The following is a 23,410-nucleotide window of genomic DNA, read 5'->3' as shown; positions in this document are numbered from 1 at the left end:
TCCTGTTTTCTCGTGAGCAATGGATCAGCGCTGTATTTCGATCCGGGAGACACCATCTCCAAAGTCCACCAGAGGATAAGAATCGGACCTGTGTGGAAACGCGGAATTTCGCAGCCCACCCCATTGATTCCCAAATGGTTCGCCAAAGGAGTAAACCCCGGCAACCTTGGAATCAAACGGAATATCTTCGCCGGAAATAAAATCAAAACTGAGGTAGACAGCTACATCTTATCCGAAGGGGCGGGCAACAGAAGTGCTCTCGCAGAATGGAAAAAGGGAAACTGCGCCACAGCCATATCCGAATCATGCCATCTACATAAAAAAAAGTATCGCGATGAGTTCAAATTTCTCGAACATTCTGATAGAACCGAAATAGAACCACATGGCCAAACGACGACAACAACGGACGCGCTATACGTACTGACAAGCTGTCAGCCTTTCACCATGTCCGGATATACGATAAGAAGCCACAACATCCTGACATCGCTCCGAGCTGAAGGACTGAGCGTCGCGGCAGTGACCCGAGAATCATATCCGGCCAATATCGGTAAAGTCCCACGAACAAACCCGACGGTCCATGAAGGGATCAGCTACTTTCACCACCTTCCACACCTCCCCTCTAGTTTAACCAGCAAACAGACCCGAGAACACGCGGGAGCGATCATTAAGCTATCCCGGAGACTGAAGCCGGCGGTACTTCACTCAACAACCGACTGGAGAAATGGCACCGCGACCAGGCTTGCAGCGAGGTCATTGGGACTACCCTGGATTTATGAGATGCGGGGCGAGATTGAAAACACGTGGCTGTCAGGTTTTCCAAAAGAGAGCCAACGATCCGTCATGAGGTCAGATAGATACCTGAGTCTCCGAAGAATTGAGAGTGAACTGGCGACGTCCGCGGATGCCGTCATAGTTTTGTCTGAATACCAGGCAGAATCAATGCTGACCAGAGGGGTGGCGTCAAAAAAAATACATGTGCTTCCGAATAGTGTGTCAGAGCGAATAGCAGCAAAAGCCGTAGATAAATTCAGAAGCCAAAGAGAACTCGGTTTACGTCCCGGTTTCTGGATCGGAACCGTAACATCAGTGGTCGACTATGAAGGCCTGGAACTGCTCGTCGAAGCACTGTATCGACTCTTGAAATCCGGACACGACATCAACCTCGCCGTGGTCGGGAGTGGATCAGCGCTCAATTCCCTACGCGCAAAAGCCCGCGAACTGGAGGTGGAGGATCATTGTCACTTCCCGGGGAGAGTTCCGGAAGAAAGAGCACATGAATACTATCACGCGCTCGATCTTTTCTGCCTACCCCGAAAAGACACGGCAGTCACCAGAGTGGTAACTCCTTTGAAGTCGTTGCAGGCTTCGGCTCTGGGAATCCCTGTCATGGCATCTGATCTACCAGCACTGAGGGAAGTCGTTCCCGCCGACCACCTGGACCTGTTGGTCAAACCTGAGGATCCGGCCGCATGGGCTTCAGCCATCGGCTCAGTCAAGTCCGGGCGTATTCGGATCGATCCCGAAAAAGCGAGATCTTTCGCGCGTACAAGAACCTGGGAACACCAGGCGAAAAGGCTTGCTGCACTCTATTCATCTCTATCAGTTTCAGCTGGTTAGCCTGTCGCCGTCCACACCTCTCAGATTCACTGGAGGACGAAGCCGCAACCTCGCCGACAGCCTAACTCACATGGCTGGCCGGTCGGTACGAGTCTCACACTGACACCAGGCATCAGCCTACTTGGATTCTCACCGTGAATATTCAGCAGCGACTTCAGCGAGAAACTCGCTGCTCTTGTCCGAGTCTCCGGCCGAGTGTATTTTTGTCCATTTCTGATACAATGGAGAAATTTGTTTCGTCGGCCCGTCTGCCACGATGACACCTCGATCAAGCCAGATTATCCGGCTACACATCGACCTGACAGTTCCGATGGAGTGGGAAACAAGAAAAAAGGTTCCCGCTTTTTCCCTCAGAGAATCCATCTTCTTTTTGCTCTTTATTTTGAATGAGGCATCCCCGGTGGCCAAGGCCTCATCAATGAGGAGAATCTCAGGCGATGCAGCGGTTGCGATGGCAAATCTCAACCGGGCCGCCATACCTGAAGAGTAGCTGTTCATGGGATAGTCGATTGCTCCGCCGAGACTCGCCAACTCAACCACGGACGGCATGACATCTCTCACCTCCGAAGGACTGAGACCGATGGCAAGGCACCCCAGTCGCACGTTCTCCCTGCCGCTAAGAGTAGGGACCAGTGCCGCGGAAACCCCCAGAAGTACAGGTTGAGCGACAGCGGCCACCGACCCAGCACTTGGCGCCTCCAACCCGGCGATGACACGAAGAAGGGTCGATTTTCCGGAGCCGTTGACCCCGACCAGCCCTATAGCCTCACCGGAATAGCTCGCGAAAGACACATTCTGCAGTGCATTGACCCTCACACGGGGCTCTATACCCAGAATCCTGGAAATGCCGACTTTTCTATCCCTGTTTTCCTTTGACAGAACCTTGTAACTGACCGAGACGTTGTCGACCTTCACCGTGACGGCTGATTCAGTAGCTCCAGTAGATGCCTCAGACGCCACGACTGTACTCAACTTCCCTTGACCAAAAACAAAAGAACCCTACGAGAACCATAAAAAACGACCAAGCACTCAATATCAACCAGTAACTTGTCTGCGGAATTTCTCGGTATACCAACACATCACGAAATGCCTCAAGGAACATATACCCAGGATTAAGTTGAAAGATCTTCAAAATATCGGGATCCGTGACAAAGCGGTCAACAGAAAAAAATACTCCAGATCCGTAAAACCAGAACCGTACCCCGACCTCAATTATAGGCTTTAGATCAGGGACTATATGGGTTATCCAAGATGAAAGAAAGACGACTCCGGTTATGAAAATATAAAGCAGCAGGAACAAAGGTAGAAAAAGAATCCACGTAAGGGAAAGAATTTCACCTTTTGTGATTAGAAGTATCAGAATCGACGTTACAATAACCGGGGGAAGTGAATCGAGAAAACGTCGGACCACGAAAGCCAGGGGTATGGCAGCCCTCGGAAAAGCAAATGCCCTGATAAGGTTACGTTGCTGACGCATCAGTCCAATAGAACCGATAATCGATCTTTGCAGGAAGGAAAAATATGTGACGCCCACGATGAGGAACGGAATGAAATTCTCAATTCCACGAGAGGTTTTCAATAGCAGTCCGAATATGACTCCGTACACAGCGACATTGAGCAACGGATTCACTACCAGCCAAAAGTTCCCCAGCACCATATTCTTCGCCGAGTAAAAAGCCTTTGCCCGGCCCTCGGCGAGGATAAAATAGCGTCTCCGCCACAACTGGTAAGCATACTCAAAAGGGCTAGGTCGGGCGACGACGGGATTCAGGGGACGAGACGAAGTGGAAACACGATCTGAAGTGTACTTTCTTTCAAGCAGATCCTGAACGGCAATTCTCTTACCAGAATTTATACTGTGCTTCACTTTCCAACCTAACTTTACTAGCGATTGGCTTAAATAAGCCCCGCAGTCTAACCAAAACACTTCAAAGTATCATAATTCGCGACACCAACCTAAACAACCCGAACCTCAAAACACAGGGGCAGATATTTTCAGGGTATGGTCCCCACCAGAGAATTTGACAAAACAATCAATCTTTAGCGATCATCTCCGGCTCCAGCTTCGCCGGCAAGTCATCCAACCGATGAAGGAAAGAGAAGAGTATCCGAAGGAAAGCATTTTCCTTTAGCGGAAAATGTCCGCCTTTAATAAAATTCCATTGAGAATATTCGATAAAACGGTGCTTTTTAGGGTCATACTCCTGATACTTACTCAGTTCTGACCGGAAAGCGCAGCACTGAGGCTTATAGTGTTTCTCATCTAATGTATTCTGAAGAACGAGAAATTCTGGAAAGTTACCGGTCCGGACAAAGCGTGAAAGCACGTCAATTCTGTACCTAAGGCTGCTGTCTACCTCTGTGGGATCGTCAACACCGAAGCAGGCTTTAACCGCGAGTTTGACAAACTTACCGATTTCGCCGTCCGCAAGAAGCGTAAGCCGGGGGATATCGACAATAGCCCGGGAACCCGGTAGCTCCGCCGCCATCTGCATCGCGGAGAAACCACCAGCTGACATTCCCACGAAAACCACGTCATCGGGCCCGAGACCGAGTCGAACCATTGTCGTCATAACCATATCAACCGAATCTTGGACGTAGTCCCGCGATTCCGTGCCGATCCACCATCCCCCCTCAAGTTCATCATCCACATATAAGGTGGGGTCATTCAACACCATAACCGACGCGGGAATACGGTGCGACCACTTCCACCGGAAGAAGTAAGGTAGCGGTAACTTCTCTCTGTTGATGGCATCCTGGCAGAAAACGACGAGAAACGGCGACTGCGCACGCAAGTCCGCGAAAAACTCAAAGGGGACCCCACCGATGAAGTTCACCCCGGTATAACGCTCATCCAACGGTGGAAGGAAGACTTCCTGATCGGTCCAAGTATACTTGTTCTTCGGGAATGGAAGCCTGACAGGGGACGCTACATTTCCCTCCGGAAGACCTTTCATAAATCTGTCAAGGTGCGAACTTATCTTGAGAGTGAACTCCCTTTTACTCCTGGCCGGAACGTGGGTTACCGTAAAATTTTTACCTTTGCGGATTTTTCTCGCAAATGGCGAAAAAGCCCAAAGCGTCTGCCCCTCGGGGAGCGAGTTGGCGATATCGACGATGTCTTGATCCCCGTAAGAGTCTCCGTACACCCCTAACGACACTATCCCCTGATCGTCAGTGGCCCCATGGTCGTAGAGAGCCTGCGATTCCAGGCACTGGGAGATCGTTTCCCCTTTAACATTGGCGTTCCGGAATCCCCGAAAGTCTGCGTTACTGAATTTCATGCGGCAAGTATACCACCGGAATCTGCGGATATGAGCCAGCAATACTCGGAGGACACCCTCTAGAGAAACCCGGCGAGCCATCGTTGGCCTGTGGATCCTCGAGGAAACTGTAACCCGAGGTTTCTGTCCAGGCCCACCTCATCGAAGCGCTGATTCCCTTGAAGGGAATGACGAGGGGCTATCCCTTCAGCACCTGCACGAAACTACCGGTATCATAAAAATGTTCGGAATCAAAGATTCCGGAGGCTAAAAGTGGCGCGAATTCGCGATGGGGAACGGTACCTACTACCAGGAGATTAGCTAACCCTGGTAGACACTTGACCAAGTGTACATTGTCCAACCGGGCCAACTCATCCGGTAGTTTATTTACATGTGGATCAATAACGTACAGTTCTTCGATTTCGCTCATTTGAGAAAGTAGGGCGGCAATTCCGGTTGAAGGTGAACCTCTCAGATCATCGACGTCAGGCTTGAATGTGATACCCATTATCGCAAGATATTGGTAACCATTTTCCTGAACAATCTGGCGTATCCTCGCTACACACCATTCGCTTTTGTAATCGTTGACTTCTCTAGCCGTCCTGAGTAGCTTTGCCCTCGAAGGCAGAAGATTGATGAGAAACCAGGGATCGACGGCGATGCAATGTCCCCCAACCCCGGGGCCGGGGTGCAGAATATTTACACGGGGATGCATGTTCGCCAGTTCGATAACTCGAGTAAAGTCAACCTCCATTTCCGACATGAGCATCGAGATCTCGTTCGCAAACGCGATATTGACATCCCGATACGAGTTTTCAACTAACTTACACGACTCCGCGGTAATCGAATCGCAGAGTTCGATTCGACCCCGGGTCGTCTTTCGATAGAGACTTCGACATCTATCGGCAACCTCTTTGGAGTCCGCACCAATTACCCGGTTATTCTCGGTCATCTCCTCGAGCATACGCCCGGGGAGGACTCGTTCTGGAATGTGCGCGAGGGCGGGAGCGGACGATGGTTTCCCCGCCCTGCCACTGTAAGCGCTTTCGAGGAAAGACATCAGCTTACGGATGGTTCCCGGGGGTATCGTCGATTCAACAATGATGATCGAGTTACTTGGAGCAACGTCCGCAATGTTCGAGACTGACTCGTATACCTGTGTGAGGTCGGCTTCGTTACCTTCGGTCACTGGGGTGGGGACAGCTACAATATAGAACTCGGACTCCGGAAGAGCGGAAACAGGAACCAGCCTTCCGGTCCGCAGGTTCTCTTCCAGAAGCTCATCTAATCCGGGTTCCTCAAACGGGAGCCTGCCTTTCCGAATCCCGTCCAGTTTGGTTTCATCGATATCGTAACCGGCTACAACATAACCGGAGTGCGCGAAGACCAGTGCTGTGGAGAGACCGATGTATCCGAGCCCCACCACTGTCACTTCGTATCTACTCATGTTCCGACCCCCGGGACACACCGCCAACTAACCCACCGGTGGCTCCCTCGCTCTCATCACGATCGTGGACCAAGTGAGCGTTCCGCCCCGAAAGGAACGTACGCAACGAGTCAATGACCGCAGCTGTGGCCTCACCGGACCCGTAGGGGGAGAACTTGGTAGCCATACGGGCGTACAGATCGGGATCCCCTACAATTGACGAGAACTCCTGAACAATAGATTCCGCCGAGCTACCGACCAATCTCACGTTTCCCGATTCAACGACTTCCTCACGCTCGGTGTTTTCACGCATACAGATCAGGGGCACCCCCAGTGCCGGCGCTTCTTCCTGTACTCCGCCGGAGTCGGAAAGTACAATCCGCGCTGCCGACATCAGCTTTATGAAGTCCGGATACGGAACAGGATCCAGCAGTAGAATCCTCTCCTTCCCAGCCAGGCTCTCCCTCAGCTGTTCCTTCAGAACGGGATTCGCATGCATCGAAACGACGATACCCCAAGAGGAAAACTGTTCAGTAATTTGTCTCAGCGCCGAACAGATCTCTGAAACTCGCGACCAGTTCTCTCTGCGGTGCACGGTAACCAAAAGGTAATGGTCGACACCTTCCTCAAACAAGAAAGTATCGACGCGAGAATTCGAGACAGAATCGCTCTTCAAGATTTGATGGAGAGCGTCAATCCCTGTATTTCCGGTAATTGAGATCTCTTCATCGTCCACATTTTCCACGAGAAGATTCTGTTTCGCTCTCAGGCTGGGCGCTAAATGTAGAGACGCAACTTTACTGATTAGACGCCTGTTAGCCTCTTCGGGAAAAGGATCGTTCAGTTTTCGAGACCGAAGTCCAGCTTCCAGGTGAACGAGGGGAATACGATGAAAAAATGCTGCCTGAGCTCCCGCCAACGCAGTACTAGTATCTCCCTGCACGATTACCAGATCATATGAATGACCATCCAGGTAATTAGCCACCGAATTGTATATACTCCCAAAAGAGATGGGCAGCGACTTGATGGACGAAGACTGATCCAGATGCACGACTTCAGGCAGATCAAAAATTTCGTACAACCCCTGAACCAGATCGGTGTGTTGCCCGGTAGAAATCAGAGTCGGGCAAAAATCCTCGACCTGATCCAGTTGAACAGCAACAGGCGCTATCTTAATCAACTCAGGTCTTGTCCCGAAAATGAAAGCTACTTTGTAGACCATGTCCCGTCCTAATCGAGGGAAAAATTCAAGGATCTCCCATGCGGTATTAGATAACGGCGGAGATGATTTTCGATGCGAGGAAAATCCAGAACTGCCGTCTGGAGTGTTTCCAACGCTACCAAAGTCAAAGTTAATGGTAAAGTAGCGCAGTAGACGCAAAGTAGAAGCCGGCGAAAAGTATTGGGTTTGCTGCACCACTTGCGCCAGAGGAACGGATTATAAGGTTAGCCTTCCCTGATTGCTGAACTATCGGTCCGGGATCAGAGCGTGTCCAGTTGGGCCTGCACCTGGACGAGAAGATCCCGTTGTTTATTGACCGACCTACTGATAGTACGCATTTCAGTAATAGCCGTTTGATTCGACGCATTCTGCTCCACAAGAAGACAGAGTTTATTTATTTTGCTGGCCGTATGCGTGAATTCCTGATTCAACGAACGAACGAGATTTAGCTGCTTTGCGGACACCAGGCGGATCCTCCAGTATGTAATTGACAATAAAATGCCGAAGCTGAACAGGGATACCGAAAGCCCCAATTCAACCCCTCCAAACTTCGCCGCAGCAAAAACAATCACAGAAAATACGAAGGCCGCTCCAGCGATAACCACCGGTACGCTACGAAATTTTTTCATTTATGCATTCTCCCTGATAAGTCTCAGCAGCTGAAGATAAGTCTGCCCGGAGGTTCTATTTAATTCCGAAGAGGTCGCCCGCTCGACCCCCGACTGGCTGAGACTTCTCCAGACGAGAGGGTCATGGTAAATAGACGGCAGTATTAGCTCGAGATCTTCGGGCGTTGATATCGAGACACCGGAAAGTCCGAGGTATTCACTGAGCGACTGAGGCATGTCGGGGTACAACACCGGGATACCGAGTGCACTGACCTCCAGTGGAACCATTTCGAATGTAGCGTATTTGACCAGGGAAATCATCAATCTGGTACGGGAGATCTGCTCACCGAACTGCCCCTTGGTCAGGAAGGGCCAGATTTCATCGACGTCGAGCTTTTGATCAACTTTGGGCTTGTACTGCTTGACAGTGTATAGCGGAACGCCAGGGAGCACTTTCCTAATAGATGCAATCCATTCTCTTGCAGGTATTCCGCAGAGCGAATCATCATTGAGTTTTGCAATGTCCCCGAGGAATATGCCTTCCGAGTGATAAAAATTAGCCATTGGCGCATCGGGCAACTCAATCGTTTTCGGAATGACAACAATCGCCTCACGGATGGGCGCGAGTTGCGCGAGATTTTTGGCGGCTTCGGTAAAAACCATAAGACGAATAATATTGCCGAACTGGTTACGCCAACGTTTTATCATAGTGACAATAAGTTGGTTACGTCGTTCTTTTCCGTTCAAGGAGAGATTTATCACGACATGTCTCCCGAGACGGGCGTGGTGCGCGACGACTTTCTCGACCTCGGTGAAATCAGGGCGCTCAGGGTCACCGACATACACGAGAACAATCGAAGGTTCCGCACCGTTGAAGCCGATGGGATCTCCAACTTCTATGTCTTCAAGGAAGGTCTCGACTCCAAATCTCTTTAGCGCCTGAACCGTCAAATGTGACGATTTCAGAATTCCACCTTTCTTCCAGCGCTCCTTGGAGGTCCGGCCGACCAGCCCGACCGAGAACACCTCACGGTGATACTTTTGTTCCGCTTCAAGAGTAGACCACGGTTGGTTCTTCTTCACGATGTCAGTGACGGTCGCAGCAACATCAAGGCCTCCATTCTTGTCCACATCCCGGCCCAACGAGACCGTGGATATTGAGGGCCCCACTTCAATGGGTGTTGCGTCATCCTTTCCGTGCTTCAGAACGACCATCGGCACCCCCTGCTCCTTTGCCGCAACAGCCACGAATGCATCCGCCATGTTCGGATATATGAAGTCGTCCAATGAAATGCGCAGCGTGTCGGTGTGGAACCCGCACACGCCGGTTCCCAGAAGATGGACGGGAGTATCTCGGCCGCGAAGGAAGCGGAAGGACAGGACCTGCCGGGATTGAGCGTCGTAGAACTTCTCGAATCCGGGTTTGAATATCGACCCGTGCCACCCGACCACGGCTTCACGGTTGTACCGCTCGATGCCGTCGATCAGTGAGTCAACATGGAACGGTGCATACGCTATGTCATCGTCACAGGTCAGGTAGTAACCATTGAATCCCTCGAGGAAGGCGAATTTCCCGCGGTCCCCGAGGTCCGGCCCGAAAACGTACCGGACATTCGGGAAGCTGGGAAGGGCCGGAGGAATCTCTTCCATCCCATTGAGATAGACAAAGATCTCATCCGCCTGTTGGTGGAGGATGGAGACAACTGTGGCTAGTCCGGCTTCTCGCCCGGGCATGCTCGCGATCCCGACACGGACCCGGTCGCTTCTACGCCCGCGCGCTTCCATAGGAAGCCGGTACACCGTCGATCCGGGTTCCCCCGATACTGCTGATCCACTGGCGGACACAGGAGGTGAAGCGGCGTTGCCGTCCTTTTCCGATATCCTTCCCAGAGCTTCATCCACCAATTCCCCTGCACCGTCGCTCTTGAAAGCCCGCTTGAGCCCCTTGAGTGAGTGAAGGGTCCCCCAATCATCCGGGTTTTTCAACTCGTAACGATTGGAGAGGTTGACGTAGGCGTTCAGGGCTTTCTTCAGGTCATCTTCGATGAGCGCCGAATCCGAGGATGACGATCCCCCGACTCCAACCGGCGCGAGGGCTTCATCTAGTGAATCTTTGAGCTCTCGCAGGCACTTCTCGAGAATCGACGTGTATTCCGAAATGTTCTGATCCAGGTGGAGATCGGAGGAATCCTTTGATAGCAGACCAGCGTCGATAACCCTCTGGACCGCAGCCCGTTGGTCCTTCAGGAGTACCGCAACTTCACCGAGGGCGATGAGAACTTCGGGGTAACTACCCTCCGGAGAGTGATGGAGGCCCTTTGGTCTACCTGTGACCTGGTCCTTGGTCAGTCGGCTCGCCAATCTGTCGAGTTTTGCGCTGACCAAACCGATAGCGGTACCTACCTTGGCGAACTCACCGTCCTCTGCAACGGCACCGTACCCGGGACCAGCACAATTCGACACAACGTCACCGGGAACAGGTCGATGGGTGCCCCCGGATCGACTGCTCCGACTTTCCCGCTCTAGCTCCATGAGCTGTTCCAGCTGCTCATGAATCGACTGACTCTCCCTACCCAGGCCCAGAACCGCAGCGGATATCCGGTCGAGTTGTGCACTCACTTCGCTCAGACTAAATGCGTTTCTGGCGGTAGACGCTTCACACTTGATCAACGAATCTTCGAGGTCCTTGATGCCCTCGTGCAACTCCTGATTCTGCATTTCAAGATAAGAGAAGGGGCCGTACATGTCCTGTGAATCCAGCTGATTGAGGACAGTCTGGACTCCTGACTTGATGTCCCGCGCGACCTCGAGGAGACCATCGGAGAGGGTATCCCGTGCTTGCCTCAAATCCAGACGCACGTCCCCCAGCAGTATCTGGGTCCTTTTGCCTTCCAGCCCTAAGGTGTCCAGCCCTTGAAGCGCCCTGTCTGTTCTGCCACTCATAGCCACGATCTGTTTGATCGAGCTATCAAATTGATGCATGAGTTCTATAACGTTTTTGAGACTGTGCCCGTCAATTTCTTTCAAGGCCTCAGTCCGAGACGACACCGTGGTTAGCAACCCAATTATTCGACTTAAATCGCGTTTATTCTGACGCCTGTCTTCAACTTCAACTTTGCTTCCATGTATGGATACACGAGGATCCAAGCTATCGAGAGGAAGGCAAATATAGTTATCGGAACGTCCTCGGATCGCGTAAACTCCGTATTCCTGTTCCTCCAGAAACCGAACTACCTCGGCAGTCTGAGGGGAAGACTGTAACTCAATCGACAATACCGGCCTGCATCGGGAAATAAGCTTTTCCGCTCCCCGCAGAACCTCAATCTCCGAACCCTCGACATCTATCTTTATCAGTGCAATCTCTTCATTTTCATCAATGGCATCATCAAGTGCAACGACTCCGGCTTCTTCCCCTTCAGATCCAACCGTGAAGGTGCCACCGTTATTTTCAATGACTTGTTTGAAAAACAACTGCCGACCCGAACTCCAGCAGCCCCGAGCATGAATGGTGACCAAATCTTCGATATCGTTCGCTTGCACGTTTTTCTTCAGAACCTCAATGTTCTGCAGAACCGGCTCGAAGGCAACCACCTTTCTCGAGCAGATTTTACCGAAATAGACGGTGTGGTTACCTATGTTGGCGCCGACATCTATCACACTACCTTCAGGGCAGCTAAAGCTCTCCGACAGAAGCTCGAGTAAATCTATCTCGTAAAAATTCTTCGCTGATTTTATGGTTTTAAAGATGTACTCACCTTCGTAGCCGTAAATCTCGACATCAGCGCCCTGGTGCTTGAATTTTGTTTTCTGCATAGTCATGTCGACCGCTCTCTTTTAATTTGACATTCCAAGAATAACATTCTCGATGTATCTTGCAATCTGGTACGCACCGCGGGGTTCCGGAATCGGATTCACTACAGTGTCAGATTGCTGCGGATCCAGTTCTGCCTGTCGTAATAAACTACATAACTTTTCACGCAAGTTATCCTTCGAATCCACGTAGTCTATACCTTCAAACTTCGAGGAGTTGATCGCCCGTCGAAGTTGGTCGTCGGTTGCGGTGTCGAGGTTAGGAATAAGTAGAGCATTTAATCGGTGACTAACCGCTTCCTGAACCGAGTTGTATCCTGCAGCCATTACCACCGCATCAAAAGCCTTGTAAAAAGGAGAAATTGGATATTTATTGATAATAACAATGTCTCCAACTCCTGTAGCCTCAGAGTTACTCACAGGATTGTTTAGCATTACCGGATAAAATCCAGTCCCGGAAAGCTGATCTAGTATCACTGATATGTCGGACTGTATATCATTTATATTTCCGGCACCAAGTTGAATCAAGACATACTTTTTGTCCGCATCGAGCCCCAGTTCATTTTTGGCAGTCTGCCGGTCATATTGAGCGCTGGGCGATGAAACTATCACCGGATCGAAAAAAGCGGCAGGCACTCTGCAACTATCGAGTTCTACACGTTTCTCTCCATAATCTCCGGGGACAACAACTTCATCACAGTAACGATGAGGATTCCGGTACTGGTCGGAATTCGTCGCAACCTCTTCCTTCCAGCATCCACGACGCATCCAGACAAGGGTAGTCCGATTCTGGAAGCACTGAGAATAAACACCGTGGTAAATGAACGTACCGTCAAAAACCACGACTTTGGGTTTATAGACCTTCAGAATTGCGCCAAAGTGGTCAGTGAGAGCAGCATTCCATTCTTCTTTCCCCATACCGAGGGTTCCGTATGAGGGGAAATAAATTAGATCATCAGGGGGAAGATCCAGCTTTTTGAATCCAGAAGACAAGGTGTAAATTTTCGACCTCGCACCAAGCTCTTTCTGAATTGCACTTACTCGTGTCAAATGACCCAGGCCTGCACCGTTGCTCGTGACAAACAGAACGTCGACGTCGGTGTCAACTGAACACGGAGACCTACGGCCCCGTTTGAACAGCGGTATTCGGGAGAAATATCGGCGAAAGCCGAACCTCGACAAGAAAATATTCGGAAGCGCGTACCGAAGAAATGGCGCCCTCCATATTAATTTCATATCTGCCGCTTTCTGATCCCTTTCAGCCCACTCAGTATTACAGTCGGTATTCTGACGATTCCACGGCACCGCAAGTATCAAAGAATACTATTGAAGTATCCTTGATCCGTTGCACGTCGTATTCTGAGTGCGCCTGGAGAAGAACAACAATGTCAGCGTTTTCCAGTGCTTCATGAAGTTGAGAAACACGCTCGATTACGTCACCGTTAGCAAGTTCCCATTTTTCAACAAATGGGTCATGGTACTGCACCTCAGCTTGTTTCTTCAGGAGTTGTTCGGCGATCGGCTGAGCGGGAGACTGCCGCTGATCAGCGATATTAGGCTTGTAGGTAACCCCCAAGAGAAGAACTGTCGAACCGTTCAGAGGCTTTCTTTTTTCATTGAGTATTTCACCAATTCTGTCAACAACATAGTTTGGCATTGAGTTGTTTACTTCTTGGGCAAGCTCCACGAAACGGAATGGGTAACCAAGCTCTTTGCGAACTTCATAGGAAAGATAGTTGGGATCGATCGGTATACAGTGGCCCCCGACGCCAGCACCTGGATTGAAGCGCATGAATCCAAACGGCTTGGTGGCAGCTCCTCGAATTACCTCCCATATATCAATTTCAAGCTCATGGCATAATTTCGCCATTTCATTTACCAAAGCGATGTTGACGTGTCGGAAGGTATTCTCGAGAAGCTTTGCCGTCTCCGCCTCCTTGGTCCCCGACATCGACACCACTTCATCCACAAATGAAGCATAGAATTTCTTCGCTTCTTCCGTGGATTTCTCATCAATACCCCCTACCAATTTAGGAGTATTGCTTATTCCGAATTTGTTCGATCCTGGATCAACACGTTCAGGACTAAAAGCAAGGGAGAAGTCTTTCCCGGCCTGAAGCCCTGATTCTTTCTCCAGCAACGGCAGGCAAATTTCTTCTGTTGTCCCGGGATAGGTTGTCGATTCAAGGACTACCGTGGTTCCTTTTGCAAGATATTTTCCGGCCGTACTGGTCGCCTTCTCAATAAAGGAAAGCTCTGGCGTACCCCCTTCACCAAGCGGTGTAGGCACACAGATTACAATTATTTCCGATTGTTTGATGCATTCCGGATCCGACGTCGCTCGGTACCCGCCGTCAATCATGTTTTGAACATCTTCGTTTTCGAGATCATCGATGTGCGAGAGCCCGTTATTAAGATTGGAAACAGTCGATTCATTGACATCGAAGCCCCAGACCTTGTATCCGGAACGAGTTGCTTCCTGGGCAAGCGGAAGACCGACGTAGCCCTGACCAATGATCGTCACTGTACCGAGCATGTTGTTGACTCCTTAGTTTTTGACTTTGCAGAATATGTGGATCGGGGTTGAGATGCGCCACGACAGGCGATTGTTTCCAGCTTAACAATTTTTAGGGTGATTTTTTAATTTATGTGCAGTGCCTTTTTCCTGTCAAGGCCGACAGTTTGTCCCAGTCGGCCGATTTTCAGTTGCATACACGCCAGACCATCCATATGCCTTTACATGGCCGGCCATGACCCTAAATAGGTTAGCTCATCCGATATGGAGCCGAGTTCCTGAAACGCCGTAGCTACCATTGGGCTCTCAATGTGCCCGGATACTTCAACGTGGAACCGGTAGGTACCCAGAACGGTGCGGGTTGGACGAGACTCGATACGGGAGAGGTCTATTCCCCGCGAGGAGAACACCCTGAGCGCCGATACGAGGGCCCCGGGGATGTTGGGGAGGGTAAAGACAACGGCCGAGCGATCCGTCCCGGTCGGAGGAGGTGGACTGTGGAGCCCGCCCACGACCACGAATCTGGTCCGGGCCCCGGGTACATCGATCACTTCTCGGGCGATCGAATCCAGTTCGAATATGTCCGCTGCCCGTTGAGGCGCAATTGCCGCATCAGCACGTCCCTCGGCTACCGAACGGGCCGCAGCGGCATTCGACGACGAGGGGATGAACTCGGCAGCGGGGAAAGCATGCTCGGTCCAATTACGGACCTGCTGACGCGCCACCGGATGGGTGGTGAAGGTGCGGACGTCTCCGGCCGTGGTCCCCGGACGCACCATCACGGAAAAATAGACGTCAATCTCGGTTTCCGCGAAGATTCTTACGCCCCCACCGTCCGCAAGTGCGTCGAAGGTGTGCGTCACCGGACCGTCCACCGAGTTCTCGATGGCCACACAGGCGTACTGCGCAATACCGTTGCGCACCTTCCCCAATGCCTCATGAGGGCTTTCCACCGGGAGTTTCGCCACTTCACTTGTACCGAAGCATCCCTGCCGCTGAAAAGCCAGCAGCGCGGATTCAGTGAAGGTTCCTTCGGGCCCGAGATAGGCGACGACTGTTCTCATGTATCGGAGTCTAGCCGCCACTGAGGTTCAACCGACCCGGTCGGGGTACCCTGCTCGTCATGATCGACAGTTCTCTGGTTCTGCTCACGGAAAAACTCCACGCGACATCCTCTGATCTGGTTCGTGCTGTGGAGGGGAACCTGGAAACGATGGCGCCCTTGGTTTCTGCTGTACATGGTTTTGTCACGTTTGATTCCGATCTCGCGTTGGCACGGGCCCGTTTCCTCGATTCTGTTCCGGTTGACCGGCGGGGAAGGCTTCACGGACTGGTTCTCGCGATCAAGGATCTGATGCCTGTGGCCGGGTTCCCGTGTTCCTATGGTTCCGTCACACGGACGGAAGTGCCTGCCGTGACGGATCCGTGGGCGTTGCGGCTGCTGCGGGAGGGAGTCGTCATTCCGGGTAAGACCCAGACATCCGAGATGGGTATGACGGCCTACTGTGAACCGGTGGGGATGCCTGCCGTGGCGAATCCGTTGTGGCCGGGGCGGACACCGGGTGGATCATCGGGCGGTGCCGCTGCTGCGGTGGCGCTCGGCCTGGTGGATGTCGCCCACGCTTCAGACGGCGGCGGTTCCATCCGGGTTCCCGCTGCGGCGACGGGCACCGTGGGGGTCAAACCACCGCATGACAGTTCGGGTGGTTCCCCGACGGCACAGGGTTTCATCACCCGGTCGGTGGAGGATGCCGCGTTCGTGTTCGGTGTTTCTCCGGTGAAGCGGTCGCTGCGGATCGGTGTACTCGTTGAACCGCTGCACGGTGATGGATCCGTCGATCCGGTGATGGTGTCCACGGTGTGCACGGTGGCTGATCGACTCTCGGATCTGGGGCACAGGGTCCGTCAGGTGTCCCGTCCGTACGGGGGGCGCCCGTTCGCGGCGTTCGCTGATGTTCTGGCGTCCCGTTCGATCCACATCCCCGGCCCGGCGAGCGACATCATCGAGTGGCTGCGGGAACGGGGTTCAGCTCTGTCGGAGGATCGGCGCGCTGAAGCTGTCGCGGATTTCGGTGCCGTCCGACAAACGGTTCTGACCGCATGGGACATTGACGTGCTGCTGACCCCGACGTTGGCGTTCGATCCACCGGAGATCGGCCATTTCTCCCGGATGGAACCGCCGGAGGATTTCGTGGAGCAGACCCGGTGGACCCCGTGGGCGACGTTGTTCAACATGACGGGTGGGGCGGCGGTGAGTGTTCCGGTCGAGGTGCCCGGCCGGCCTCCGGTGGGTGTGCAGCTGGGGGCGGTGCGTGCTTCGTTCGGTGAGTTGCTCGGTGTGGCGTCGGAGGTGCATCCGTGACAACCCGTGGGGCGGGAACCCGTGTGCGTCTCGAGATCGGTGTCGTCCTGTTGGTGACCTTCGGGATGTCGGGTGTGCGTTCGGCGCTCCGGTTGATTGATGCGGCGTTGGCACCGGAGCCCTTGAACGCGCAGACGGTGACGTTGAATGCGCCGAAGGCGGATGTGCAGTGGCTGGATCTGGCGTTGCAGTTGTGTTCGGCGTCGGTGTTGACCGGGTGGGGTCTGCTGGTGCTGTTCCTGCTGGCCGGGGACGGGATCCGGATGTCGGCCCTGCGTGCCGGGGACTGGTTCCGGGGTGCGGGACTGGCCGCCCTGATCGGTGTACCGGGTCTGGTGTTCTATCTGGGGGCCGTGCATGTGGGGTTCAGTCGGCAGGTCGTGCCGACGACGTTGGATGCGGTGTGGTGGCAGGCTCCGGTGCTGCTGGTGTGGTCCTTCGCGAATGCGTTCGCCGAGGAGACCGTGGTGGTGTTCTGGTTGGTGACGAGGCTCCGGCAGTTGGGCTGGTCGACTCCCGCGGTCATCGGGGCGTCCGCGCTCCTGCGGGGGAGCTACCACCTTTACCAGGGGTTCTCCGCGGGTCTGGGGAACATCGTGATGGGGATCGTGTTCGCCTGGTTCTTCACCCGTACCCGTCGTGTGTGGCCGCTGATCGTGGCGCATTTTGCGATCGATGCGGTGGCGTTCGTCGGCTACAGCACACTTGTTGAACCACTGGGCCTGGCTGGACTGTTCGGTTCCTAGTCTCCGCTAGGGTGGTTTCCATGGATTCTCGAGGCCCGTCCCATCATGGTGATCTACCGGACGACATCGCCCGCGACAGTCGGGGCAGGCCCATCCTCGACAGGTTCGGTAGGCCGGTTCGTCGGCGGCGGCGCGACGCCCCCTCCGGGTCACGGCCGGAGGGCGGACGGCACGTCCCCGGGAGCGCGCAGCCGCGCGGGGAACGCCCGGGCCGACCCGTTCCACCGCCCCGTCGGAACCCCGAGGAGACGAGGTACACGCCACGGACGCCGGACCGTCCGCCGTACACACGCCCGACCCCTCCCCCGGAGCGGCCGTCCCGGTACCGTCCGGAGGCCCGGCCCGTCCCGAGGTACCGCCATGAGCCCCCTGCGCCACGACCTGAACGGCGCCCGGTACGTCCGGAGCGGCACGACGGTGAACGGCGGGACTTCGGGCCCGGCCCCCGGCCCCGCCGGCCCCGACGTCGACGTGGCTGCGGGATGGGGTGCATGACGCCGTTCCTCCTCATCATCGGGATGGTCCTCACGCTGACCGTCGTCATCGGGTTGTGGGCCGACGCGAAGCTGAACCGTGTCGAGGCGACGCCCGCGCAGCAGGTGGCGAACACCGCCGGCACGAACTGGCTGCTCGTCGGTTCCGATTCCCGACAGGGTCTCACCCAGGAGGAGATCGACACCCTCGGCACCGGCGGGGACATCGGTGTGGGCCGCACGGACACGATCATGCTGCTGCACTACGGACGTGGATCGAAACCGACGTTGGTCTCCATTCCGCGCGACTCTTACGTGAACATCCCCGGTTACGGGATGAACAAGATCAACTCGGCGTTCACGTTCGGCGGTCCACAGTTGCTCACGGAGACGGTGGAACAGGCCACGGGACTGCGGATCGACCACTACGCGGAAATCGGCTTCGGTGGATTCGCCGGTCTCGTCGATGCCGTCGGTGGGGTGGAGATGTGTGTCACCGAGGCCATCAATGACCCCCTGGCGAACATCGATCTTCCGGCCGGTTGTCAGGACCTGGCCGGCCCTGAGGCTCTCGGCTACGTCCGTAGCAGGGCCTTCGCGATGGGCGACCTGGACCGGGTCTCCCATCAGCGGGAGTTCCTCTCCGCGTTGATGGAGAAGGCCACCGATCCGACGACACTGCTCAATCCTTTCCGTCTCGGACCGCTGATCAGCCGTGCGAGTGGCACGTTCACGGTGGGCACCGGTGACCACATCTGGAACCTTGCCCGTCTGGCCCTGGCGATGCGCTCGGGTGTCGTCACCGAAACCGTTCCTGTCGGGGGTTTCCGGGACACCGCGGTGGGCAATGTCGTGCTGTGGGACGAGGCTGCCGCGCAGTCACTGTTCGATTCACTACGGTGAACAGGCAGTCATAGCGGAGACAGAGAAGGGCCCGGTCACCGGGAAAACGGTGGCCGGGCCCTTCTCTGTTTCCGCTCGGGTCCTAACGGATGGTGACCTGGCGGGACTTGATGTTGTCGAGCTGCTTGCGCTCATCCGCGGTGAGCGGGGCATCGTTGTCGAGTTCGCGGATGATCTTCTTGTCCAGCTCCTCGAGTGGTGTGACGAACTCGGTGGGAGCGGTCTCGCGGGGGAGGTCGAAGACCGGGACGGCGAGACCGTGGGTACGGAAGACCCCGGCGAACTTCGTTCCCTCACCGAGGGTCAGCTCACCGGCGGCCCCGATGCGGGCGAGCGCGGCGATGAGCTTGTCCTCGTTGCCGGGCCGGACCCACCGGACGTGGGCCTTCTCGCCCGGGTCGATCCACCACACGGTTCCCTCGACATCGGCGGGGACCGCCTCCGACGGCATGATCGCGGCGTTGGCCTGCTGGATGCCCTGCTGCATCATCGGGTCCAGTGCCGCGCCGTCGGCCAGCCACCAGTCGAAGGTGTCGTGGGCGGTCGGTTCCAGGGTCGTGGTCGGGTCGATGAGGTCCTTGATGTCGGGCTGGCTGCCGTCGGCGATCGTGGATTCGAGTGTCTGTCCGGACTTCGCGTCCCGCACCCAGTTGAGGGCGTGCGCGAGATCGCGTCCGGGGTTGTGGCTGTGCGCCTGAACCTGGAGGGCGACGAGACGCTCGAGGCCCCCGTCGGCGTTCTCCCGGACGACCGCGGCGACGGCACCGGGAAGAACCGTACAGAGGGTGACGGGGTGGTCGAGGCCCGTGACCTTGAGTTCAGCGGTCGCGGAGGGAACGAACTCCTGCAGTGCCACCAGATCCGCTTCCATGGCGAGACCGTCGTAGGGGCGGGGATCCCGGTCCAGTGCGGCACGTTCGGCGGCACGGGCGGCGAGCTTCGCCTGGCGGCGGCTCATGCCCTCGGGCAGATCTTCATTCTTCTTCTTTTTGGCCATACCTCGAAGATACCCGTAGCCGGATGACCGGGGTGCTACCGGCCGAGGATCCGCAGTGCCGTCCCCGGCCGGTTGGTGGCCATCCACCGCACGCCGTGCGCGGCGGCCCACGTCATGTCCTCCGGGTCATCGACGGTCCACATGTATCCGGGTAGCCCCCGGTGGCCGATCCGTGAGGGATCCTGCCTGGCACGGCCCACGGAGACACCCCATCCGGCGACCGAACCCCGGACATGCACCACCGGATCGTAGATCGGGCACCTGTCCCGGCGAAGGTGGATCCTCGGGATCTCCGGAGCCAGACTCCGCATCCGGAGGATCGACAGGGTGGAGAAGGAGATGACGCGGATACGGGGATCGTCGAGGAGACCGAAGTACCGGAGGCGGAGCGCGACCTGTTCCTCCAGTTCCCGGCCGAAACGCAGGGGATGCTTGGTCTCGATGAACAGTTCGCGGTCCGGATGGCCGCTGATGAGTTCCAGGAGATCATCGAGGCGTAGCGGGGGCTGCGGATCGACCGGGGTACCGAAGTTGAGGCGGTCGAGTTCCGCGAAACTCATGGCGGACACCCGACCGGATCCGTTGCTCACCCGGTTGACCACCGGGTCATGGATGCACATCACGGTTCCACAGGAACTCAGTCGGACGTCGCATTCGATGCCGTCCGCACCGAGTGCGAGTGCGGACTCGAACGCCGGCATCGTCATCTCCGGATGGTTCTCGCAGTCACCGCGGTGCGCGATGATCCGGGTCCGGGATGCCGCTGTCTCGGCTGGCACTGGCTTCACTCCCCACCTCCGACGTCGTGGCCCTCACGTGTCGCCTTCACGACGATACAGCGCGGGGCGGGCGCACCGTGGTGCGTCCGCCCCCTTTCCGTGAAGCCTTTCCCTACTTCTCCTCTGCCGGGAAGAACTTCTCCTGGATCGCCCGGAGAGTGTCGGCGGAGTGCTTGAAGCGTTCCTGCTCGTGGTCGGTGAGTTCCAGCTCGACGACGCGGCGGATGCCGCGACGGTTCACGATGGCCGGGGTTCCGATGTAGATGTTCTCTTCGCCGTATTCACCGCGCAGCAGAGCGGCGACCGGGACGGCGACATCCTGGTTCTGCAGGACCGCACGGCTGATGCGCGCGAGACCCATTCCGATGCCGTAGGAGGTCGACCCCTTGGCGTCGATGATCTTGTACGCCATGTCGCGGGTGTCCTCGAAGATCTTCTCCAGCTTCGGCTCGAGTGACGGGTCCTTCTCCAGCTGCTTCCGCATGGAGACACCGGCGATGGTGGCGGACGAGAGGACGGGGAGCTCGGTGTCGCCGTGCTCACCGATGATGTAGGAGTGCACGGAGGTCGGTGCGACCTCGTACATTTCACCCAGCATGTAGCGGAAACGGGCGGAATCGAGGACGGTGCCGGAACCGATGACCCGGTGGGCGGGCAGACCGGAGTACTTCCAGCAGGCGTAGGTGAGGATGTCCACCGGGTTGGAGGCCACCAGGAAGATGCCGTCGAAGCCGTTGGCCATGACATCGTCGACGATGGACTTCATGATCTTCATGTTCTTGTCCACCAGCTGGAGGCGGGTCTCGCCCGGTTTCTGGGCGGCACCGGCACAGATGACGACCATGGCGGCGTCCTCGCAGTCGGCGTAGGTGCCCTTCGTGACCTTGGTGCGGGACGGTGCCCAGACCACGCCGTGGTTGAGGTCCATGACGTTGCCCTCGAGCTTCTTCTCATCGATGTCGATGATGGCGAGGTGGTCACAGATTCCCTGGTTGACGAGGGCGAAAGCGTAGGCGACCCCGACATCGCCGGCGCCGATGAGAACAATTTTGTTACCGACACTGACCTTCATGGATACCTTCTCCCTGCCGGCCCCGGTGGTGGTACCGGCTGCTGGGCGCCGGTTGTCCGACGCTGTACGTTCTTCCACCACCAATCATGCCCGTTTATGTTGCTTCATGTGGAAAATGTGAGGAATCTTTCCCCCGTACCCGCCCGGGGCGACCGAAAAGCATCCTTGATGCCCGATCGGATCTCCGTTTTCCGGTACATTCAGGCGCCGACGGGTTCCGGCACATGCCACTTCCACAGCAGCCGGACGGTCACCTTTCCGTGGTTCGGCGCGGAGGCGGCCAGGCCTGCGGCACGCAGTGCGCGGGTGAGTTCCCGCCCGACCTCGGACTCGTCCTCGGAGACCCCGACGAAACTGATCGTCAGACGCCTGCGGTGCAGGAAACTCAGGTCCTGCCAGTCGTCGCGGCGAACCAGCACCGCCCCACGGTGTTCCGGCGTGATCTCCATGGCCTTCCAGTTGGTGAACAGTCCGGAGACGATCCCGGCGCGGTTCAGCTCGGCGAAGGCGGCGAGCAGCCGGTCGGGATCGGTGGTCTGGTCAGCCCACCGCCGTGCGGTCCGTGCGCAGTTGGCCCACACATGCCCGGCGAGCGCCCCGGAGATGTGTTCCACCGACCCACGGGCGTCCCGATGGTCGAGCCGGGAGTTCAGCAGCTGTTCGGTCAGGTGATCGGTGGCGTCGGTCAATTCGGTGACGGCTCCGTTGATGATGCGCTGCCCGAGTTCGTCCAGGACGTCATCGATCTCCCCGCTGTCGATGAGGTGCTGCGCCTGCTCGGCTGTTCGGTCGTTCACGTCGTCGCTTCCTCCGGCTGACTGTCCATGGAATCGGGTCCCGGCACCCGGCTCCGCAGCACCCCACCGGGGCACCGCCGAGCCACTGCCGCGGGACACCCTACCTGCCGTAACACTGAAACTGCTAGCCTTACGTGGCGTGGATTACAGAGCGATCATCTTCGATCTCGACGGCACCCTCATCGACCATGTCGCCGCCGCCGGACGCGCCGCCCGGACATGGTCCCGTGAGCTGGGCTTCACCGGTGATCAGACCGACCGCTGGTTCGAGATCGAACGACGGTGGTTCGACGCCTATGAACGGGGCCTGGTGAGCCATCCCGAACAACGCCGCGGGCGCACGAGGGAGTTCACCGGCGACGACACGCTGACCGACGCCGAGTGCGACGAGATCTTCGGCCGTTTCCTGACCCTGTACCGCGAGGCCTGGACCGCGTTCCCGGACGCGGAACCCGCGCTGCGTCGGGCGTTGGCGACCGGGGCACGGGTCGGGGTGCTCACCAACAGTGTCGCGGAGGTGCAGTCGGCGAAGCTCAGTCGTACCGGCCTGGATCTGCCCGGGGTACGGTTGCTCGCATCGGGCGACCTGGGGGTCGCGAAGCCCCGGCCGGAGTGTTACCGGAAGGCCCTGTCGATCCTCGGTGTCGCACCCCACGAGGCTCTGATGGTCGGCGACAGTCACGTCAATGACGTCGCCGGCCCGAGAAGTGCCGGCATGACGGCGGTGTGGTTGAACCGGGAAGGCCTGCCCGCCGTGGCCGGGGAGTCCGGGATCCGTTCCCTGGATGAGTTCCTCCGCACCTGACCCGGGCCCTGACGT

General features: G+C 56.2%; 19 protein-coding genes. 5 read left to right on the top strand and 14 right to left on the bottom strand.

Annotated features, from left to right (window positions below; genetic code table 11):
- The first annotated feature begins 12 nt into the window (after positions 1–12).
- Positions 13–1,617, top strand: coding sequence for a glycosyltransferase (locus JIM94_RS11140; RefSeq protein ID WP_248703017.1), 1,605 nt, complete (start codon positions 13–15; stop codon positions 1,615–1,617).
- Between the two features lie 129 nt (positions 1,618–1,746).
- Here the strand turns inward: JIM94_RS11140 and JIM94_RS11135 are convergent, their stop codons facing one another.
- The 10 genes from JIM94_RS11135 to pheA form a co-directional block, all read right to left on the bottom strand.
- Positions 1,747–2,577, bottom strand: coding sequence for an ABC transporter ATP-binding protein (locus JIM94_RS11135; RefSeq protein ID WP_200253257.1), 831 nt, complete (start codon positions 2,575–2,577; stop codon positions 1,747–1,749).
- The gene (locus JIM94_RS11130; protein WP_200253259.1) at positions 2,567–3,484 is read right to left on the bottom strand and encodes an ABC transporter permease; all 918 of its coding nucleotides are present in this window, start codon (positions 3,482–3,484) and stop codon (positions 2,567–2,569) included. Before JIM94_RS11130 ends, JIM94_RS11135 begins: the two co-directional genes overlap by 11 nt.
- Positions 3,485–3,650: 166 nt before the next feature.
- Positions 3,651–4,901 (bottom strand): hypothetical protein, encoded by a 1,251-nt coding sequence (locus JIM94_RS11125; RefSeq protein WP_200253261.1) that lies wholly within the window; start codon positions 4,899–4,901, stop codon positions 3,651–3,653.
- Between the two features lie 178 nt (positions 4,902–5,079).
- The gene (locus JIM94_RS11120) at positions 5,080–6,327 is read right to left on the bottom strand and encodes a nucleotide sugar dehydrogenase (RefSeq protein ID WP_200253263.1); all 1,248 of its coding nucleotides are present in this window, start codon (positions 6,325–6,327) and stop codon (positions 5,080–5,082) included.
- On the bottom strand, positions 6,320–7,726 hold the full coding sequence (gene wecB, locus JIM94_RS11115; RefSeq protein WP_200253265.1) for a non-hydrolyzing UDP-N-acetylglucosamine 2-epimerase: 1,407 nt from the start codon (positions 7,724–7,726) through the stop codon (positions 6,320–6,322). Before wecB ends, JIM94_RS11120 begins: the two co-directional genes overlap by 8 nt.
- Before the next feature lie 62 nt (positions 7,727–7,788).
- A complete protein-coding gene (locus tag JIM94_RS11110) occupies positions 7,789–8,157 on the bottom strand; it encodes a hypothetical protein (protein ID WP_200253267.1) in 369 nt (122 codons plus the stop codon).
- The gene (locus JIM94_RS11105; RefSeq protein WP_200253269.1) at positions 8,158–11,955 is read right to left on the bottom strand and encodes an FkbM family methyltransferase; all 3,798 of its coding nucleotides are present in this window, start codon (positions 11,953–11,955) and stop codon (positions 8,158–8,160) included.
- A gap of 15 nt (positions 11,956–11,970) precedes the next feature.
- Complete coding sequence (locus JIM94_RS11100; protein WP_200253271.1) at positions 11,971–12,939, bottom strand: glycosyltransferase family 28 protein; 969 nt, start codon at positions 12,937–12,939, stop codon at positions 11,971–11,973.
- A 280-nt stretch (positions 12,940–13,219) separates the two neighbouring features.
- Positions 13,220–14,482, bottom strand: a complete 1,263-nt coding sequence (locus JIM94_RS11095; protein WP_200253273.1) for a nucleotide sugar dehydrogenase — start codon at positions 14,480–14,482, stop codon at positions 13,220–13,222.
- Positions 14,483–14,682: 200 nt separating this feature from the next.
- A complete protein-coding gene (pheA, locus tag JIM94_RS11090; RefSeq protein WP_200253275.1) occupies positions 14,683–15,525 on the bottom strand; it encodes a prephenate dehydratase in 843 nt (280 codons plus the stop codon).
- Positions 15,526–15,674: 149 nt separating this feature from the next.
- Here pheA and JIM94_RS11085 point away from each other — a divergent pair, with 149 nt between their 5' ends.
- From JIM94_RS11085 to JIM94_RS11075, 3 genes are all read left to right on the top strand, one after another.
- A complete protein-coding gene (locus JIM94_RS11085; RefSeq protein ID WP_200253326.1) occupies positions 15,675–16,823 on the top strand; it encodes an amidase family protein in 1,149 nt (382 codons plus the stop codon).
- A gap of 65 nt (positions 16,824–16,888) precedes the next feature.
- A complete protein-coding gene (locus JIM94_RS11080) occupies positions 16,889–17,569 on the top strand; it encodes a CPBP family intramembrane glutamic endopeptidase (protein ID WP_200253328.1) in 681 nt (226 codons plus the stop codon).
- A gap of 20 nt (positions 17,570–17,589) precedes the next feature.
- Positions 17,590–18,945, top strand: a complete 1,356-nt coding sequence (locus JIM94_RS11075) for an LCP family protein (protein ID WP_200253277.1) — start codon at positions 17,590–17,592, stop codon at positions 18,943–18,945.
- Between the two features lie 82 nt (positions 18,946–19,027).
- Here the strand turns inward: JIM94_RS11075 and JIM94_RS11070 are convergent, their stop codons facing one another.
- From JIM94_RS11070 to JIM94_RS11055, 4 genes are all read right to left on the bottom strand, one after another.
- The gene (locus JIM94_RS11070; protein WP_200253279.1) at positions 19,028–19,942 is read right to left on the bottom strand and encodes a DUF5926 family protein; all 915 of its coding nucleotides are present in this window, start codon (positions 19,940–19,942) and stop codon (positions 19,028–19,030) included.
- 35 nt (positions 19,943–19,977) lie between these two features.
- Complete coding sequence (locus JIM94_RS11065; protein ID WP_248703016.1) at positions 19,978–20,721, bottom strand: glycerophosphodiester phosphodiesterase; 744 nt, start codon at positions 20,719–20,721, stop codon at positions 19,978–19,980.
- A gap of 112 nt (positions 20,722–20,833) precedes the next feature.
- Positions 20,834–21,793 carry an L-lactate dehydrogenase gene (locus JIM94_RS11060; protein ID WP_200253281.1) on the bottom strand — a complete coding sequence of 320 codons (960 nt, stop codon included), beginning with the start codon at positions 21,791–21,793 and terminating at the stop codon, positions 20,834–20,836.
- 200 nt (positions 21,794–21,993) lie between these two features.
- Positions 21,994–22,590, bottom strand: a complete 597-nt coding sequence (locus JIM94_RS11055) for a DUF6891 domain-containing protein (protein ID WP_200253283.1) — start codon at positions 22,588–22,590, stop codon at positions 21,994–21,996.
- Positions 22,591–22,729: 139 nt separating this feature from the next.
- On the opposite strand from JIM94_RS11055, the gene JIM94_RS11050 reads away from it, so the two are divergent.
- Positions 22,730–23,395 (top strand): HAD family hydrolase, encoded by a 666-nt coding sequence (locus tag JIM94_RS11050; protein WP_248703015.1) that lies wholly within the window; start codon positions 22,730–22,732, stop codon positions 23,393–23,395.
- The last annotated feature ends 15 nt before the right edge of the window (positions 23,396–23,410 follow it).

Origin of the sequence: Corynebacterium pygosceleis, from assembly GCF_016595275.2 — a bacterium.
In the GTDB taxonomy this organism is placed as follows: Bacteria; Actinomycetota; Actinomycetes; order Mycobacteriales; family Mycobacteriaceae; genus Corynebacterium; species Corynebacterium pygosceleis.
The sequence above is the reverse complement of the archived record's forward strand: the minus strand, read 5'-3'. Positions and strand labels throughout refer to the sequence as shown.

Coding starts and splice junctions, on each gene's coding strand:
- JIM94_RS11125 (WP_200253261.1), bottom strand. CDS start 4,901: ATGAAATTCAGTAACGCAGACTTTCGGGGATTCCGGAACGCCAATGTT.
- JIM94_RS11120 (WP_200253263.1), bottom strand. CDS start 6,327: ATGAGTAGATACGAAGTGACAGTGGTGGGGCTCGGATACATCGGTCTC.
- JIM94_RS11110 (WP_200253267.1), bottom strand. CDS start 8,157: ATGAAAAAATTTCGTAGCGTACCGGTGGTTATCGCTGGAGCGGCCTTC.
- JIM94_RS11105 (WP_200253269.1), bottom strand. CDS start 11,955: ATGACTATGCAGAAAACAAAATTCAAGCACCAGGGCGCTGATGTCGAG.
- JIM94_RS11095 (WP_200253273.1), bottom strand. CDS start 14,482: ATGCTCGGTACAGTGACGATCATTGGTCAGGGCTACGTCGGTCTTCCG.
- pheA (WP_200253275.1), bottom strand. CDS start 15,525: ATGAGAACAGTCGTCGCCTATCTCGGGCCCGAAGGAACCTTCACTGAA.
- JIM94_RS11085 (WP_200253326.1), top strand. CDS start 15,675: ATGGCGCCCTTGGTTTCTGCTGTACATGGTTTTGTCACGTTTGATTCC.
- JIM94_RS11080 (WP_200253328.1), top strand. CDS start 16,889: ATGTCGGGTGTGCGTTCGGCGCTCCGGTTGATTGATGCGGCGTTGGCA.
- JIM94_RS11075 (WP_200253277.1), top strand. CDS start 17,590: ATGGATTCTCGAGGCCCGTCCCATCATGGTGATCTACCGGACGACATC.
- JIM94_RS11070 (WP_200253279.1), bottom strand. CDS start 19,942: ATGGCCAAAAAGAAGAAGAATGAAGATCTGCCCGAGGGCATGAGCCGC.
- JIM94_RS11060 (WP_200253281.1), bottom strand. CDS start 21,793: ATGAAGGTCAGTGTCGGTAACAAAATTGTTCTCATCGGCGCCGGCGAT.